Source organism: Mycolicibacterium novocastrense, from assembly GCF_001570485.1.
GTDB classification, from domain to species: Bacteria; Actinomycetota; Actinomycetes; order Mycobacteriales; family Mycobacteriaceae; genus Mycobacterium; species Mycobacterium novocastrense.
On sequence record NZ_BCTA01000002.1, the window covers coordinates 234,899 to 250,048 of the forward strand.

At 68.1% G+C, this 15,150-nt stretch carries 7 protein-coding genes and 2 tRNA genes; 5 read left to right on the forward strand and 4 right to left on the reverse strand.

Annotated elements, in window-relative coordinates; all coding sequences use genetic code 11:
• Positions 1–217: 217 nt before the first annotated feature.
• The 3 genes from RMCN_RS01365 (at position 218) to RMCN_RS01375 (ending at position 11,367) form a co-directional block, all read left to right on the forward strand.
• Entirely contained in the window at positions 218–9,451 is a 9,234-nt protein-coding gene (locus RMCN_RS01365) for a type I polyketide synthase (protein WP_067386675.1), read from the forward strand.
• 43 nt (positions 9,452–9,494) lie between these two features.
• Entirely contained in the window at positions 9,495–9,887 is a 393-nt protein-coding gene (gene acpS / locus RMCN_RS01370) for a holo-ACP synthase AcpS (RefSeq protein WP_064405125.1), read from the forward strand.
• Positions 9,888–10,011: 124 nt separating this feature from the next.
• Positions 10,012–11,367, forward strand: a complete 1,356-nt coding sequence (locus tag RMCN_RS01375; RefSeq protein ID WP_067386678.1) for a dipeptidase — start codon at positions 10,012–10,014, stop codon at positions 11,365–11,367.
• On the opposite strand, the gene bcp is transcribed toward RMCN_RS01375, so the two are convergent.
• Positions 11,344–11,817, reverse strand: coding sequence for a thioredoxin-dependent thiol peroxidase (bcp, locus tag RMCN_RS01380; RefSeq protein ID WP_067386680.1), 474 nt, complete (start codon positions 11,815–11,817; stop codon positions 11,344–11,346). The genes RMCN_RS01375 and bcp overlap by 24 nt on opposite strands.
• A gap of 110 nt (positions 11,818–11,927) precedes the next feature.
• Here bcp and RMCN_RS01385 point away from each other — a divergent pair, with 110 nt between their 5' ends.
• Entirely contained in the window at positions 11,928–12,155 is a 228-nt protein-coding gene (locus RMCN_RS01385) for a DUF3618 domain-containing protein (protein WP_067386905.1), read from the forward strand.
• Positions 12,156–12,683: 528 nt separating this feature from the next.
• On the opposite strand, the gene RMCN_RS01390 is transcribed toward RMCN_RS01385, so the two are convergent.
• A tRNA-Lys gene (locus RMCN_RS01390) sits at positions 12,684–12,759 on the reverse strand.
• A 158-nt stretch (positions 12,760–12,917) separates the two neighbouring features.
• On the opposite strand from RMCN_RS01390, the gene RMCN_RS01395 reads away from it, so the two are divergent.
• The gene (locus tag RMCN_RS01395; RefSeq protein WP_067386683.1) at positions 12,918–14,135 is read left to right on the forward strand and encodes a L,D-transpeptidase; all 1,218 of its coding nucleotides are present in this window, start codon (positions 12,918–12,920) and stop codon (positions 14,133–14,135) included.
• A 174-nt stretch (positions 14,136–14,309) separates the two neighbouring features.
• On the opposite strand, the gene RMCN_RS01400 is transcribed toward RMCN_RS01395, so the two are convergent.
• A tRNA-His gene (locus RMCN_RS01400) sits at positions 14,310–14,382 on the reverse strand.
• 41 nt (positions 14,383–14,423) lie between these two features.
• Positions 14,424–15,071 carry an oligoribonuclease gene (gene orn, locus RMCN_RS01405; protein WP_067386907.1) on the reverse strand — a complete coding sequence of 216 codons (648 nt, stop codon included), beginning with the start codon at positions 15,069–15,071 and terminating at the stop codon, positions 14,424–14,426.
• Between the last annotated feature and the right edge of the window lie 79 nt (positions 15,072–15,150).

The following is a 15,150-nucleotide window of genomic DNA, read 5'->3' on the forward strand; positions in this document are numbered from 1 at the left end:
GCGAAATCGAGGCGTGTTCTTATGACACGCTTAGTGCGGCTGGAGTGCACGGAAGGCGGTTCGCAGGAAGTCGCGGAACGACTCAGAACCGCCCGACCGAACCAGTGGGATTCGACGCCGAATCGCGTGGCGCCGCGGCGGGCAGCCGGGAGCCATCGGAGCTTCTGAGACGACAACCGACGACGAGCATGACGCGGGACAGAGGAGAGAACAAGACGTGACGATCAACGAGCAGCACAGGGTGTCTACCGACCGCACCGCAGGAGCCGCCCCCGCCGGTAATCAGGCCCTCGTCGATCGACTGAACTCCGGTGAGCCCTATGCCGTGGCCTTCGGCGGCCAGGGCGGCTCGTGGTTGGAGAACCTCGAGGAGCTGGTCAGCTCGGCCGGCATCGAGTCGGAGCTCAGCGAGATCGTCGGGGAGGCCGCGCTCCTCCTCGAGCCGGTGGCACGCGAACTGGTCGTGGTGCGCCCGATCGGCTTCGAGCCGCTGCAGTGGGTGCGTGCGCTCGCCGCCGACGAGCCCCTGCCCGCGACGAAACAACTCATCACCGCGGCCATCTCGGGACCTGGCATCCTGCTGGCGCAGATGGCCGCGATCCGCGCCGCCATCCGCCAGGGTCTCGACCTGTACGACGCGCCGCCGGTCGCGATGGCCGGGCACTCTCAGGGCGTCATCGCCTGCGAGTCGCTGCGGTCGCGAGGTGTTAAGGACGCCGAACTTCTGGCGCTGCTGCAGCTGATCGGCGCGGCCGGGTCGTTGGTGTCCCGCCGTCGCGGCATGGTCGGCCGCGGAGACAAGTCCCCGATGGTCTCGGTGACGAACGTCGATCCGGACCGCATCGCCGAACTGCTCGAGGAGTTCTCCTCCGACGTGCGCACCGTGCTGCCGCCGGTGCTCTCGATCCGCAACGGCAGGCGCTCAGTCGTCATCACCGGCACCCCCGAGCAGCTGGGCCGCTTCGAGCTGTACTGCTCCAAGATCACCGAGAAGGAAGAGGCCGAGCGCAAGAACAAGATCCGCGGCGGCGCGATCTTCAGCCCGGTCTTCCACGGCGTGCAGGTCGAGGTCGGATTCCACACGCCGCGGCTGGCCGACGGCGTCGAGGTGGTCGAGCGCTGGGCTGCCAAGTGCGGCATCGACCCCGACCTCGCCCACGAGATGACCGAAGCGATCTTCGTGCGCCCGATCGACTGGGTGGCCGAGGTGGAGCGGCTGCACGAGGCCGGCGCGAAGTGGATCGTCGACCTGGGGCCAAGTGACACCGTGACCCGGCTGACCGCCCCGATCATCCGCGGGCTGGGCGTGGGCATCGTGCCCGCCGCCACCCGGGTCGGGCAGCGCAACCTGTTCACGGTCGGGGCCGAACCCGATGTGCCGCCTGCGTGGTCGAGCTACGCGCCCGCCACCGTGCAGTTGCCAGACGGTTCGGTGAAGCTCTCGACGAAGTTCACCCGGCTGACCGGGCGTTCTCCGATCCTGCTCGCGGGTATGACCCCGACGACCGTCGACGCCAAGATCGTCGCGGCCGCCGCAAACGCGGGTCACTGGGCCGAGCTCGCCGGCGGCGGTCAGGTAACCGAGGAGATCTTCTCCGACCGCATCGCCGAGCTGACCACCCTGCTCGAGCCGGGCCGCGCGGTGCAGTTCAACTCGTTGTTCCTCGACCCCTACCTGTGGAAGTTGCAGTTGGGCGGCAAGCGCCTGGTGCAGCGGGCCCGTCAGTCGGGAGCGCCGATCGACGGCGTCGTCGTGTCGGCCGGCATCCCCGAACTCGAGGAGGCCGTCGAGCTGATCGACGAGCTCAACACCGTCGGCATCAGCCATGTCGTGTTCAAGCCGGGCACCGTCGACCAGATCAAGTCCGTGATCAAGATCGCCGCCGAGGTGCCGAACAAGGACGTCATCGTCCACATCGAGGGCGGCCGCGCCGGCGGGCACCACTCCTGGGAGGACCTCGACGACCTCCTGCTGAGCACCTACGGCGAACTGCGCAAGCTGCCGAACATCACAGTGTGCGTCGGCGGCGGCATCGGCACCCCCGAGCGCGCGGCGCAGTACCTGTCCGGGCGTTGGGTCAGCGAGTACGGCTTCCCCGCGATGCCGGTCGACGGGATCCTGGTCGGCACCGCGGCGATGGCGACACTGGAGGCGACCACCTCCCCGGCCGTCAAGCAGATGCTGGTCGAGACCACCGGAACCGACCACTGGATCAGCGCCGGAAAAGCAACGGGCGGCATGGCTTCCAGCCGCAGCCAACTCGGAGCCGACATCCACGAGATCGACAACGCCGCATCGCGTTGCGGTCGGCTGCTCGACGAGGTCGCCGGCGACGCCGAGGCCGTGGCCGCGCGCCGCGACGAGATCATCACCGCGATGGCCGCCACCTGCAAGCCGTACTACGGCGACATCGGCGAGATGACCTACCTGCAGTGGCTGCAGCGCTATGTCGAGTTGGCCATCGGCGACGGTGACAGCACCGCCGACACCAAGCTGCCCAACAGCGAGTGGCTGGCCGACACCTGGCGTGACCGGTTCGCCGACATGCTGCACCGTGCAGAAGCCCGTCTGCACCCGCAGGATTCGGGTCCGATCCCGACGCTGTTCGGTGACGCCGCGCTGCTGGACGATCCGGACCGCGCCATCGCCACGCTGGTGTCGCGCTATCCCGAGGCCGAGACGCTGCGGCTGCATCCGGCCGACGTGCCGTGGTTCGTCACGCTGTGCAAGACGCCGGGCAAGCCCGTCAACTTCGTGCCGGTGATCGACAAGGACGTGCGGCGGTGGTGGCGCAGCGATTCACTGTGGCAGGCCCACGACGCTCGCTACAGCGCCGACCAGGTGTGCATCATCCCCGGCACCCAGGCGGTGGCGGGTATCACCCGTGTCGACGAGCCGGTCGGTGAACTGCTGGACCGCTTCGAACAAGCCGCGATCGACGAGGCGCTGGCCGTCGACGGTGACCCCGTGCCGGTGGTGTCGCGCCGGCAGGCGCGCGCCGACGTCACCGGTCCGCTCGCGGTGGTGCTCGACTCGCCCGACGTGCTGTGGGCGGGTCGGGTCGCGATCAACCCGGTGCACCGGATCGGCGCTCCCGGCGAGTGGCAAGCCAACGAGAATCGCAACGCGACACATCCGTCGACCGGTGCCCGCCTCGAGCTCAGCGGCGACCGTGTGACCCTGAGCGTACCGCTGTCCGACATCTGGATCGACATCCCGTTCACCCTGCCGTCGTGCACCGTCAACGGTGGCATGCCCGTCGTCACGGTCGAAGATGCCTCGGCCGCAATGCGTTCCGTGCTCGCCATCGCGGCGGGCGTGGACGGACCCGACGCGATGCCGCCGGTACAGGACAACACCGCGACGGTGACCGCCGATTGGGACCCGGAGCGGGTCGCCGACCACACCGGTGTTACCGCGACGTTCGGCGCCCCGCTCGCACCCGGCCTGACGCTGGTGCCCGATGCGCTCGTCGGACACTGCTGGCCCGCGGTGTTCTCGGCGATCGGCGCCGCCGTCACCGACGACGGCTTCCCCGTCGTCGAAGGCCTGCTGAGCCTGGTGCACCTCGACCACGCCGCGCACCTGCTGACGCAGATGCCCAAGACGCGTGCCGAATTGACCGTCACCGCAACGGCTTCCGAGGCGACCGACACCGAGTACGGCCGGGTCGTGCCCGTGTCGGTGCAGATTCGCGACGCCGACGGCACGCTGCTGGCCAAGCTCGAGGAGCGCTTCGCGATCCGCGGCCGCACCGGCGCCGCCGAACTGGCCGATCCGCCGCGTGCGGGCGGCGCTGTCACCGACAACGCCACCGACACCGAGCGTCGCCGCCGTCGCGACGTCACCGTCACCGCACCCACCGACATGAGCGCGTTCGCCGTCGTGTCGGGAGATCACAACCCGATTCACACCGACCGCGCCGCGGCCCTGCTCGCGGGTTTGAAATCGCCTATCGTGCACGGTATGTGGCTCTCGGCCGCCGCACAGCACGTGGTGGCCGCGACCGACGGCAGGGCCGCCCCGCCGGCCCGGGTGGTCGGCTGGACGTCCCGGTTCCTGGGCATGGTGCTGCCGGGCGACGACATCGACTTTCGCGTCGACCGCGTCGGAATCGACCGCGGTGCAGAGATTCTCGAGGTGAGCGCCAAGGTCGGCGGTGAACTCGTGATGTCGGCGACGGCGCAGTTGGCCGCGCCGAAGACCGTGTATGCGTTCCCCGGGCAGGGGATTCAGCACAAGGGCATGGGCATGGAGGTGCGGGCGCGGTCGAAGGCCGCCCGCAAGGTGTGGGACACCGCCGACAAGTTCACCCGCGAGACGTTGGGCTTCTCGGTGCTGCACGTGGTGCGGGACAACCCGACCAGCCTGATCGCCAGCGGTGTGCACTACCACCATCCCGACGGCGTGCTGTTCCTGACGCAGTTCACCCAGGTCGCGATGGCCACGGTGGCCGCGGCCCAGGTCGCCGAGATGCGTGAGCAGGGCGCGTTCGTCGAGGGTGCGATCGCCTGCGGTCACTCCGTCGGCGAGTACACCGCACTCGCCTGCGTCAGCGGTGTCTACGAACTCGAGGCGCTGCTGGAGGTGGTGTTCCACCGCGGCAGCAAGATGCACGACATCGTGCCGCGCGATCACCTCGGCCGGTCGAACTACCGGCTGGCCGCGATCCGCCCGTCCCAAATCGACCTGGACGACGCCGACGTCAAGGAGTTTGTCGCCGACGTCTCGCGCAGCACCGGTGAATTTCTTGAGATCGTGAACTTCAACCTGCGTGGTTCGCAGTACGCGATCGCCGGCACGGTGCGCGGCTTGGAGGCGCTGGAGGAGGAGGTCGAGCGGCGGCGCGAGATCAGCGGCGGCAAGCGCTCGTTCATCCTGGTGCCGGGCATCGACGTGCCGTTCCATTCGTCGGTGCTGCGGGTCGGTGTCGCCGACTTCCGCCGGTCACTCGAGCGGGTCATGCCGCGCGATCAGGATCCGGACCTGATCGTCGGCAAGTACATCCCGAACCTGGTGCCGCGGCCGTTCACGCTGGATCGCGACTTCATCCAGGAGATCCGCGACCTGGTGCCCGCAGAACCGCTCGACGAGATCCTCGCCGACTACGACACCTGGCGTAACGAGAAGCCGCGCGAGCTGTGCCGCAAGATCGTCATCGAACTGTTGGCCTGGCAGTTCGCCAGCCCGGTGCGCTGGATCGAGACCCAGGACCTGTTGTTCATCGAGGAGGCCGCGGGCGGTCTGGGGATCGAGCGCTTTGTCGAGATCGGGGTGAAGTCCGCGCCGACGGTGGCCGGACTGGCGGCCAACACCCTGAAACTGCCCGAGTATTCGCACAACACAACCGAAGTGCTGAACTCGGAACGCGACGCGGCGGTGCTGTTCGCCACCGACACCGACCCCGAGCCCGAGCTCGACGACGAGCCGACATCCGCCCCCGCATCCGAGGCTGCCGCACCCGTCGAGGCGGCCGTGGCCGCGCCCGCAGCGCCCGTGGCGGCGCCCGCAGCGCCCGCTGGCGGACCTCGGCCGGACGACCTGACGTTCGACGCCGCCGACGCCACCATGGCGCTGATCGCGCTGTCGGCCAAGATGCGCATCGACCAGATCGAGCCGCTGGACTCCATCGAGTCGATCACCGACGGTGCGTCGTCGCGGCGCAATCAGCTGCTCGTCGACCTCGGCTCCGAGCTCAACCTCGGTGCGATCGACGGCGCGGCCGAGGCCGACCTGGCCGGGCTCAAGGGCCAGGTCACCAAGCTCGCCCGGACCTACAAGCCGTTCGGCCCGGTGCTGTCCGACGCGGTCAACGACCAGTTGCGCACCGTCTTCGGGCCCTCCGGTAAGCGCCCGGCCTACATCGGCGAGCGGGTCACCAAGACCTGGGAGCTGGGTCCCGGCTGGGTCAAACACGTCACCGTCGAGGTGGCGCTGGGCACCCGCGAGGGGACCAGCGTGCGCGGTGGTGACCTGGGCGGGCTGCACGACGGCGCACTGGCCGACGCCGCGACCGTCGACAGGGTCATCGACGGCGCGGTCGCCGTGGTGGCGGCACGGCGCGGTGTGGCGGTGTCGCTGCCATCGGCCGCGGGCGCCGGTGGCGGCGTGGTGGACTCCGCCGCGCTGACCGAGTTCGCCGACCGGGTCACCGGCCGCGACGGAGTGCTCGCCTCGGCGGCGCGGATGATCCTCGGTCAGCTCGGCCTCGATACGCCCGTTCCCGTTCCGGAGGCCACCGACGCCGAACTCATCGACCTGGTCACCGCCGAACTCGGTTCGGACTGGCCACGTCTGGTGGCGCCGGTGTTCGACAGCCGCAAGGCGGTGCTCTTCGACGACCGCTGGGCCAGCGCGCGTGAAGACCTGGCCAAGCTGTGGTTGTACGACGAGGACGAGATCGACCGCGACTGGCAGCGGCTCTCGGAACGCTTCGAAGGCGCCGGCCACGTGGTCGGCACGCAGGCCACCTGGTGGCAGGGCAAGGCGCTGGCGGCGGGCCGCAACATCCACGCCTCGCTGTACGGTCGCGCCGCTGCGGGTGCGGAGAACCCGGGCACCGGGCGCTACAGCCACGAGGTCGCCGTCGTCACCGGCGCGTCCAAGGGCTCGATCGCCGCCTCGGTGGTGGCGCAGTTGCTCGACGGCGGTGCGACCGTCATCGCGACGACTTCGCGATTGAACGACGACCGGCTGGCGTTCTACCGCAACCTCTACCGCGACAACGCCCGCTGGAACGCGCAGTTGTGGGTGGTGCCCGCCAACATGGCGTCCTACACCGACATCGACGCGCTGGTTCAGTGGGTCGGCACTGAGCAGACCGAAAGCCTTGGGCCGCAGTCGATCCACATCAAGGACGCCCAGACGCCGACGTTGCTGTTCCCGTTCGCCGCACCGCGGGTCGCCGGTGATCTGTCCGACGCCGGGTCGCGCGCCGAGATGGAGATGAAGGTGCTGCTGTGGGCCGTGCAACGGCTGATCGGCGGGTTGTCTCACATCGGCGCCGAGCGCGACATCGCCGCGCGCCTGCACGTCGTGCTCCCCGGTTCGCCGAACCGCGGCATGTTCGGCGGGGACGGTGCCTACGGCGAGGCGAAGTCCGCCCTCGACGCGCTCGTGTCCAGGTGGAAGGCCGAATCGTCGTGGGCGCAGCGGGTTTCGCTGGCGCACGCGCTGATCGGGTGGACCAAGGGCACGGGCCTGATGGGCCACAACGACGCGATCGTCGGTGCGGTCGAAGAGGCCGGTGTGCGCACGTTCACCACCGACGAGATGGCGAGCATGCTGCTCGGGTTGTGCGACATCGAGGCCAAGGTCGCCGCGGCGCGTGAGCCGCTGCAGGCGGACTTCACCGGCGGGCTGGCCGATGTCGACATCGACATGGCCGAGCTGGCCGCCAAGGCCCGCGAAGAGATGGTGACCGAAAGCCACACCGAGGAAACCGATCCCGAGGGCACTGTGCGTGCCCTGCCGTCGCCGCCACGCGGTTACAAGTCCGCGCCGGCGCCCGAGTGGGCCGACCTCGACATCGATCCCGCCGACATGGTGGTGATCGTCGGCGGCGCCGAACTCGGGCCGTACGGTTCCTCGCGCACCCGTTTCGAGATGGAGGTCGAGAACGAGTTGTCGGCCGCCGGCGTCCTCGAGCTGGCGTGGACGACCGGACTGGTCAAGTGGGAGGACGATCCGACGCCGGGCTGGTACGACACCGAAACCGGTGAGCTGGTCGACGAGGGCGAGTTGGTGGAGCGTTACCACGACGCCGTGGTCGAGCGGGTCGGCATCCGCGAGTGGGTCGACGACGGTGCGATCGACCCGGATCACGCGTCGCCGCTTCTGGTTTCGGTCTTCCTCGACAAGGACTTCACCTTCGTCGTGTCGTCGGAGGCCGAGGCCCGCGGATTCCTGACGTTCGATCCGGAGCACACCGTGATCGCCCCGGTGCCCGACAGCGGCGACTGGCAGGTGACCCGCAAGGCGGGCACCGAGGTTCGGGTTCCGCGCAAGGTCAAGCTGTCCCGCACCGTGGGCGCGCAGATCCCGACCGGATTCGACCCGATGGTGTACGGCGTCAGCCAGGAGATGATGAACTCCATTGACCGGCTGGCGATCTGGAACCTCGTCACCACGGTCGACGCGTTCCTGTCGGCGGGCTTCAGCCCGAGCGAGCTGATGCGTTGGGTGCATCCGAGCCTGGTGGCCAGCACGCAGGGCACCGGCATGGGGGGTATGACGTCGATGCAGACCATGTATCACGGCAACCTGTTGGGCCGTAACAAGCCGAACGACATCCTGCAGGAGGTCCTGCCGAACGTCATCGCCGGACACGTCGTGCAGAGCTATGTCGGCAGTTACGGGGCGATGATCCACCCGGTCGGTGCCTGCGCGACGGCGGCCATCTCGGTCGAGGAGGGCGTCGACAAGATCAAGCTGGGCAAGGCCGAGTTCGTGGTCGCGGGCGGATACGACGACACGACCCTCGAGGCGGTCATCGGGTTCGGCGACATGGCCGCGACCGCGGACACCGCGATGATGCGGGCGCGCGGCATCAGCGACTCGAAGTTCTCCCGCGCCAACGATCGTCGTCGGCTCGGCTTCGTCGAGGGGCAGGGCGGTGGGACCATCCTGCTGGCCCGCGGTGATCTCGCGCTCAAGATGGGGTTGCCCGTGCTGGCCGTGGTGGGTTACGTGTCGTCGTTCGCCGACGGTGTGCACACCTCGATCCCGGCGCCCGGCCTCGGTGCGCTGGCCGCCGGCCGCGGCGGTCGCAAGTCGCAGCTGGCGAATTCGCTGGCCGAGCTCGGCGTCGGACCCGACGACATCGCGGTGGTGTCCAAACACGACACCTCCACGCTGGCCAACGATCCCAACGAGACCGAGCTGCACGAGCGGCTCGCCGACGCGCTGGGCCGCTCCGACGGCGCGCCGCTGTTCGTGGTGTCGCAGAAGAGCCTGACCGGTCACTCCAAGGGTGGCGCGGCAGCGTTCCAGATGATGGGGCTGTGCCAGATCCTGCGCGACGGCGTCATTCCGCCCAACCGCAGCCTGGACTGTGTCGACGACGAACTCGCCGGCTCCGCGCACATGGTGTGGCTGCGGGAGACCCTGCACTTCGGCGGCTCGTTCCCGCTCAAGGCGGGGCTGATCACCAGCCTGGGCTTCGGCCACGTGTCCGGGCTGATCGCGCTGGTGCACCCGCAGGCCTTCCTGGCCGCGCTGAGCCCCGAGCAGCGGGCGGACTACCAGCAGCGTGCGGATGCCCGGGTGCTGGCCGGCCAACACCGGCTCGCATCGGCGATCGCCGGCGGCAAGTCGCTGTACGAGAGGCCCGCCGATCGCCGGTTCGGCCACGACGCACCCGAGAAGCGGCAGGAAGCCGACATGCTTCTCGATCCGGCATCGCGGCTCGGCGACGACGACGTGTACGTGCCCGGCGGAAGCGGGCGATGAGCGCTTGCCCGACGAGTGAAGGGCATGAGATAGCGTTCGGCCCATGGCGATAGTCGGCGTGGGGATCGATCTGGTCTCCATTCCCGAGTTCGCCGAGCAGGTCGACCAGCCCGGGACGGTCTTCGCCGAGACGTTCACCCCCGGTGAGCGGCGCGACGCCGCCGACAAGAGTTCGTCGGCGGCGCGGCATCTGGCCGCGCGCTGGGCGGCCAAGGAGGCCGTCATCAAGGCGTGGTCGGGGTCGCGGTTCTCCAAGCGGCCGGTGCTGCCCGAGGGTATCCACCGCGACATCGAGGTCATCACCGACATGTGGGGTCGGCCGAAGGTGCGACTGTCCGGCGCGATCGCCGAGCACTTGAAGAACGTGACGATCCACTTGTCGTTGACCCACGAGGCCGACACCGCCGCCGCGGTCGCCATCCTCGAGGAGCGCTGACCCCCACTGCCGCGAGCGGCCGTGTTCCCCTCGCAAGCGGTGGGCCCAGCACGCCGACACGCCGCGCTTTGCTGGCAGTTTGCGGTCGCTCGCGGTGGATGACTGACCAGCTAGTGTCGTCGCCATGAGCGATCTGGTGCAGCGGGTGCATGAGGTGTTGCCGCAGGTTCGGCGCGATCTGGAAGACCTCGTGCGCATCGAGTCGGTGTGGGCGGACCCGGCGCGGCGCGGCGAGGTGCAGCGCAGCGCCGAGGCGGTGGCGAAGCTGTTGACCGACGCCGGTTTCGGTGATGTGCAGATCGTCAGCGAGGGCGGCGCGCCGGCCGTCATCGCGCGCCATCCCGCGCCGCCCGGCGCGCCGACGGTGCTGTTGTACGCGCATCACGATGTACAACCCGAAGGCGATCCGGCGCAGTGGCTTTCGCCGCCGTTCGAACCGACCGAGCGCGACGGGCGCCTCTACGGTCGCGGCACCGCCGACGACAAAGCCGGCATCGCAACGCATCTGGCCGCTTTCCGGGCCCACGGCGGCAATCCGCCCGTCGGAGTCACCGTGTTCGTCGAGGGGGAGGAGGAGTCGGGGTCCCCATCACTGTCGCGGCTGCTGGCCGCGCACCGCGACACCCTGGCTTCCGATGTGATCGTCATCGCCGACTCCGACAACTGGAGCACCGAGGTGCCATCGCTGACGGTGTCGTTGCGCGGGCTCGTCGACTGCGTCGTCGAGGTGGCCACGCTCGACCACGGCCTGCACTCCGGGCTGTGGGGCGGCGTCGTGCCCGACGCCGTCAGCGTGCTGGTGCGGCTGCTGGCCAGCCTGCACGACGACGACGGCAACGTCGCGGTGGCCGGCCTGCACGAAGGTGTGGCCGCCGACGTGGACTTTCCGCCCGAACGTGTTCGCGAGGAGACCGGCCTGCTGCCGGGCGTGTCCGAAATCGGTTCGGGCTCAGTGCCGCAACGGTTGTGGGCGAAACCGGCGATCACCGTCATCGGCATCGACACGACGCCCATCGACAAGTCGTCCAACACCTTGATCCCTCGCGCACGGGCCAAGGTCAGCATGCGCATCGCGCCCGGGGCCGACGTCGAACAGCACATGACGGCGTTGACGCGCCACCTCGAACAGCACGCCCCGTGGGGTGCGCAGGTGACGGTCACGCCGGGTGACCACGGGCAGCCCTACGCGATCGACGCCAGCGGGCCGGTCTACGACGCTGCCCGCGCGGCCTTCACCGAGGCCTGGGGCGCCGAGCCCGTCCACACCGGTGTCGGCGGTTCGATCCCGTTCATCGCCGAGTTCGCCGCGGCGTTGCCGTCGGCCAAGATCTTGGTGACCGGTGTGGAAGACCCTGAGACACAAGCACACAGCGTCAACGAGAGCCTGCACCTCGGCGTGCTGGAACGCGCGGCCGTGTCCGAGGCCCTGCTGTTGGCCCGGTTGGGTGAGAACAGCTCAGACGGACAGGTCGCGTCGTAACTTGGCGACGTGTCCGGTGGCGCGGACGTTGTACTGCGCCTCGGCGATCTTGCCCTTCTCGTCGACGACGAACGTCGACCGGATGACACCCTGAACGGTCTTGCCGTACATCGTCTTTTCCCCGAACGCGCCCCATGCGGTGAGCACTTCGCGGTCCGGGTCCGACAGCAGCGGGAAGGTCAGCTTCTCCTTGTCGCGAAACTTGGCCAGCTTCTCGGGCTTGTCCGGTGAGATACCGATGACGTCGAGGCCGGCGTCGTTGAGTTCACGGAGGTTGTCGCGGAAGTCGCAGGCCTGTTTGGTGCAGCCCGGGGTCGAGGCCGCCGGATAGAAGTACACGATGACCTTGCGGCCCTTGAAGTCGGAGAGCTTCACAATGTTGCCGTCGGCGTCGGGCAGGCTGAACGCAGGGGCTTTGTCGCCGACCTCGAGTCGCGGAGTCTGTGGCACGCGCGGGCATCCCTTCTGTCGACCGGTGCGCTACAGCGAGCGCGGGCTGCTCTAGGGTAGATCGGCAGGCTCTATCGCAGGGCACCGACTTGGACGGCTTGGAGGCGCACGTGGCAGACCGCGATCCCGAGACCATCAAGCGGGACATCGATCAAGCTCGGGACCAACTCGCGGCGACGGTGGACACCCTCGCCGAACGTGCCAACCCCAGCCGGTTGCTCGACGACGCGAAGGCGGCGGCAATCCGATTTGTGACGAAACCCGCAGTGGCGGTGTCGCTTGCCGGCGTCGGAGTCGTGGCGATCGTGCTCGTCGTGCGCCGGATTCGGCAGGGCTGAGCGAGCGCTCTCAGCGCCGTCGCGTCGAGCGGAACAGGTCGGAGAACGAGAAGCCAGGGGGATTGGCGACCCGGCCGAGCCGGTTGCAGCTGTAGACCGCGACCGGAATTTGGGCAGTGACTTCGGCGGATGCGCCTGCACCCGCTCCGTCTGCCGCAAATGAACCGCTTGGCTGGGCCATCAGCTAAGTCCCTTTATCCTTCCGGCTTTTTGCTGTTCTTGCGCTTCTCGTAGATCAGCTAACGGGACTGTAGCAGACCACCCGCTCTTATCGCAGCTTGAACCGTAGAAATCTCAGTAGAAGAGCGTCACCGCAACGGCACGTAGGGTGAGATCTTGATCTCCATAAGGTGCCTTATGTAGTCCACAGCACACTTTTCAGGCCGGGCAGCAAATTCGTGGCCTACATCGCGTGACGGAAACCCGGCGGCGTTCGCCGCGTACGAACGACGCCCGCGAGACGCCGCGGAAAAGCGCGAAAAAGAACGCGACCGTGACGCACTGTCACGGTCGCACTCGAATCGGAACTGGTGCGCCGTCAGGGTTTCGAACCCCGGACCCGCTGATTAAGAGTCAGCTGCTCTACCAACTGAGCTAACGGCGCGCGGGTGCGACAATAACAGGACTTGCTGCGCAGGACGAAATCTCCGCCTCAGCATCGCTTCGACGGCGTCCGCGTCGCAACCCGGACTCGATTTTGCCCTTAGACTCGTTGCCAAGAATCATCGATCCGTAGTCCCTGGTTGTGAGGTGGAGTAAGCAATGTGGCGAGTCCGTTCAGTGGCCCGTCCGCGTCGACGTGCATGGTTGGTGACCGCTGCGCTGATCCCCGTGCTGGCGCTCGGGTTGTCCGCATGCGGCGGTAACTCTGCGCCACCGCAGCCGCAGGTCATCAGCGACAAGGGCACCCCGTTCGGCGACCTGCTCGTCCCCAAGCTGACCGCCTCTGTGACCGACGGCGCGGTGGGCGTGAGTGTGGACTCGCCGGTGACCGTCAGCGCGGAGGACGGTGTGCTCGAAGCGGTCACCATGGTGAACGAGTCCGGCAAGTCGGTCGCGGGTGCCCTGAGCCCGGACGGGCTGAAGTGGTCGACCACCGAACCGCTCGGTTACAACAAGCGCTACACGCTCACCGCCGAATCGCTCGGCCTCGGCGGCGTCACCACCAGGCGGATGTCCTTCGAGACCCACTCGCCCGAGAACCTGACCATGCCGTACGTGCTGCCCAACAACGGTGAGGTGGTCGGCGTCGGACAACCGGTCGCCGTCCGGTTCGACGAGAACATCACCAACCGGGTGGCCGCGCAGAAGGCCATCAAGATCAAGACCGATCCGCCGGTCGAGGGCGCCTTCTACTGGCTGAGCAACCAGGAGGTGCGGTGGCGGCCCCAGAACTACTGGAAGCCCGGCACCAAGGTCGACGTCGCGGTGAACACCTACGGCGTCGACCTCGGAGACGGCCTCTTCGGCCAGGAGAACGTCAGCACGAGCTTCACCATCGGCGATGAGGTCATCACCACCGTCGACGACAGCACGAAGACGCTGACGGTCAAGCGCAACGGCGAGGTGGTCAAGACGATGCCGGTGTCGATGGGCAAGAACAGCACGCCCACCAACAACGGTGTCTACATCGTCGGTGACCGGCGTTCGCACATGGTGATGGACTCGTCGACCTACGGTGTTCCGGTCAACTCCGCCAACGGGTATCGCACCGAGGTGGATTGGGCCACCCAGATCTCCTACAGCGGCATCTACGTCCACGCCGCGCCGTGGTCGGTGGGCAGCCAGGGCTACAGCAACGTCAGCCACGGGTGCATCAACGTGAGCACGAGTAACGGGCGGTGGTTCCACGACAACTCCAAGCGCGGGGACGTCGTCGAGATCGTCAACACGGTGGGCTCGACACTGCCGGGCACCGACGGCCTCGGTGACTGGAACATCCCGTGGGATCAGTGGAAGGCCGGCAACGCCAACCTCTGATGTGAGTGTCTGACGGGCTCACGGCGCTTCAGCGCCGAAAGCCCCTCAGCACCGAATGTGGACCGGGCGAATGCGCCCAAATCGCCATGAGTGGCACCGATGGGCTCCATGAACCCTGCCGAACGGGCCGAAAAAAGGGTCAGGGAGCGAAGATTCGCTCCCTGACCCAGTCGGGGTGGCTGACGGGACTCGAACCCGCGACAGCCAGGATCACAACCTGGTGCTCTACCAACTGAACTACAGCCACCATCGCCGCGAACCCGGGTGGGCAGAGCGGCGACGTCGATACTAACCGCTCGAACGCTCGGCGGCCGAATCGATGTCCTTCGCGTTGCCGTTCGGCGGGCCCAATTCCTCGGCGACGGCCGCGATATCGCTGGTCGACGGTCCGGGTGGGGTCACGAACGCGGTGCGGCGGTAGTACTGCAGCTCACGTATCGATTCGTGGATGTCGGCGAGCGCCCGGTGCGCGAGGCCCTTCTCGGGTTGGCCGAAGTAGATGCGCGGATACCAGCGCCTGCACAACTCCTTGATCGAGCTCACATCGATCATCCGGTAGTGCAGGTAGTCGTCGAGCTTGGGCATGTCGCGGGCGATGAAGCCGCGGTCGGTGGCGATCGAGTTGCCGGCCAACGGGGCCGTCTTGGCCTGTTTGACGTGGGTGCGGATGTAGTCGAGGACCAGCTCCTCGGCCTCGGCCACGGTGACGGTGGACGCGCGCACCTCGTCGATCAGCCCCGACTTGGTGTGCATTTCGGTGACCACCGGGATCATCGACGCCAACGCTTCGTCGTCGGTGTGGATGACGACGTCGATGCCGTCTCCGAGGACGTTGAGGTCCGCGTCTGTCACCAGTACCGCGATCTCGATGAGTCGGTCCGTCTTGAGATCCAGCCCGGTCATCTCGCAGTCGATCCACACCAGTTCGTCACGCACGACGATCACAGTAAGCCTTGCGGCTGCATGCGGCCCGTTGCACCCGTCCGTCGGGTACGTCGCGGGCGTTAAGGTGCCA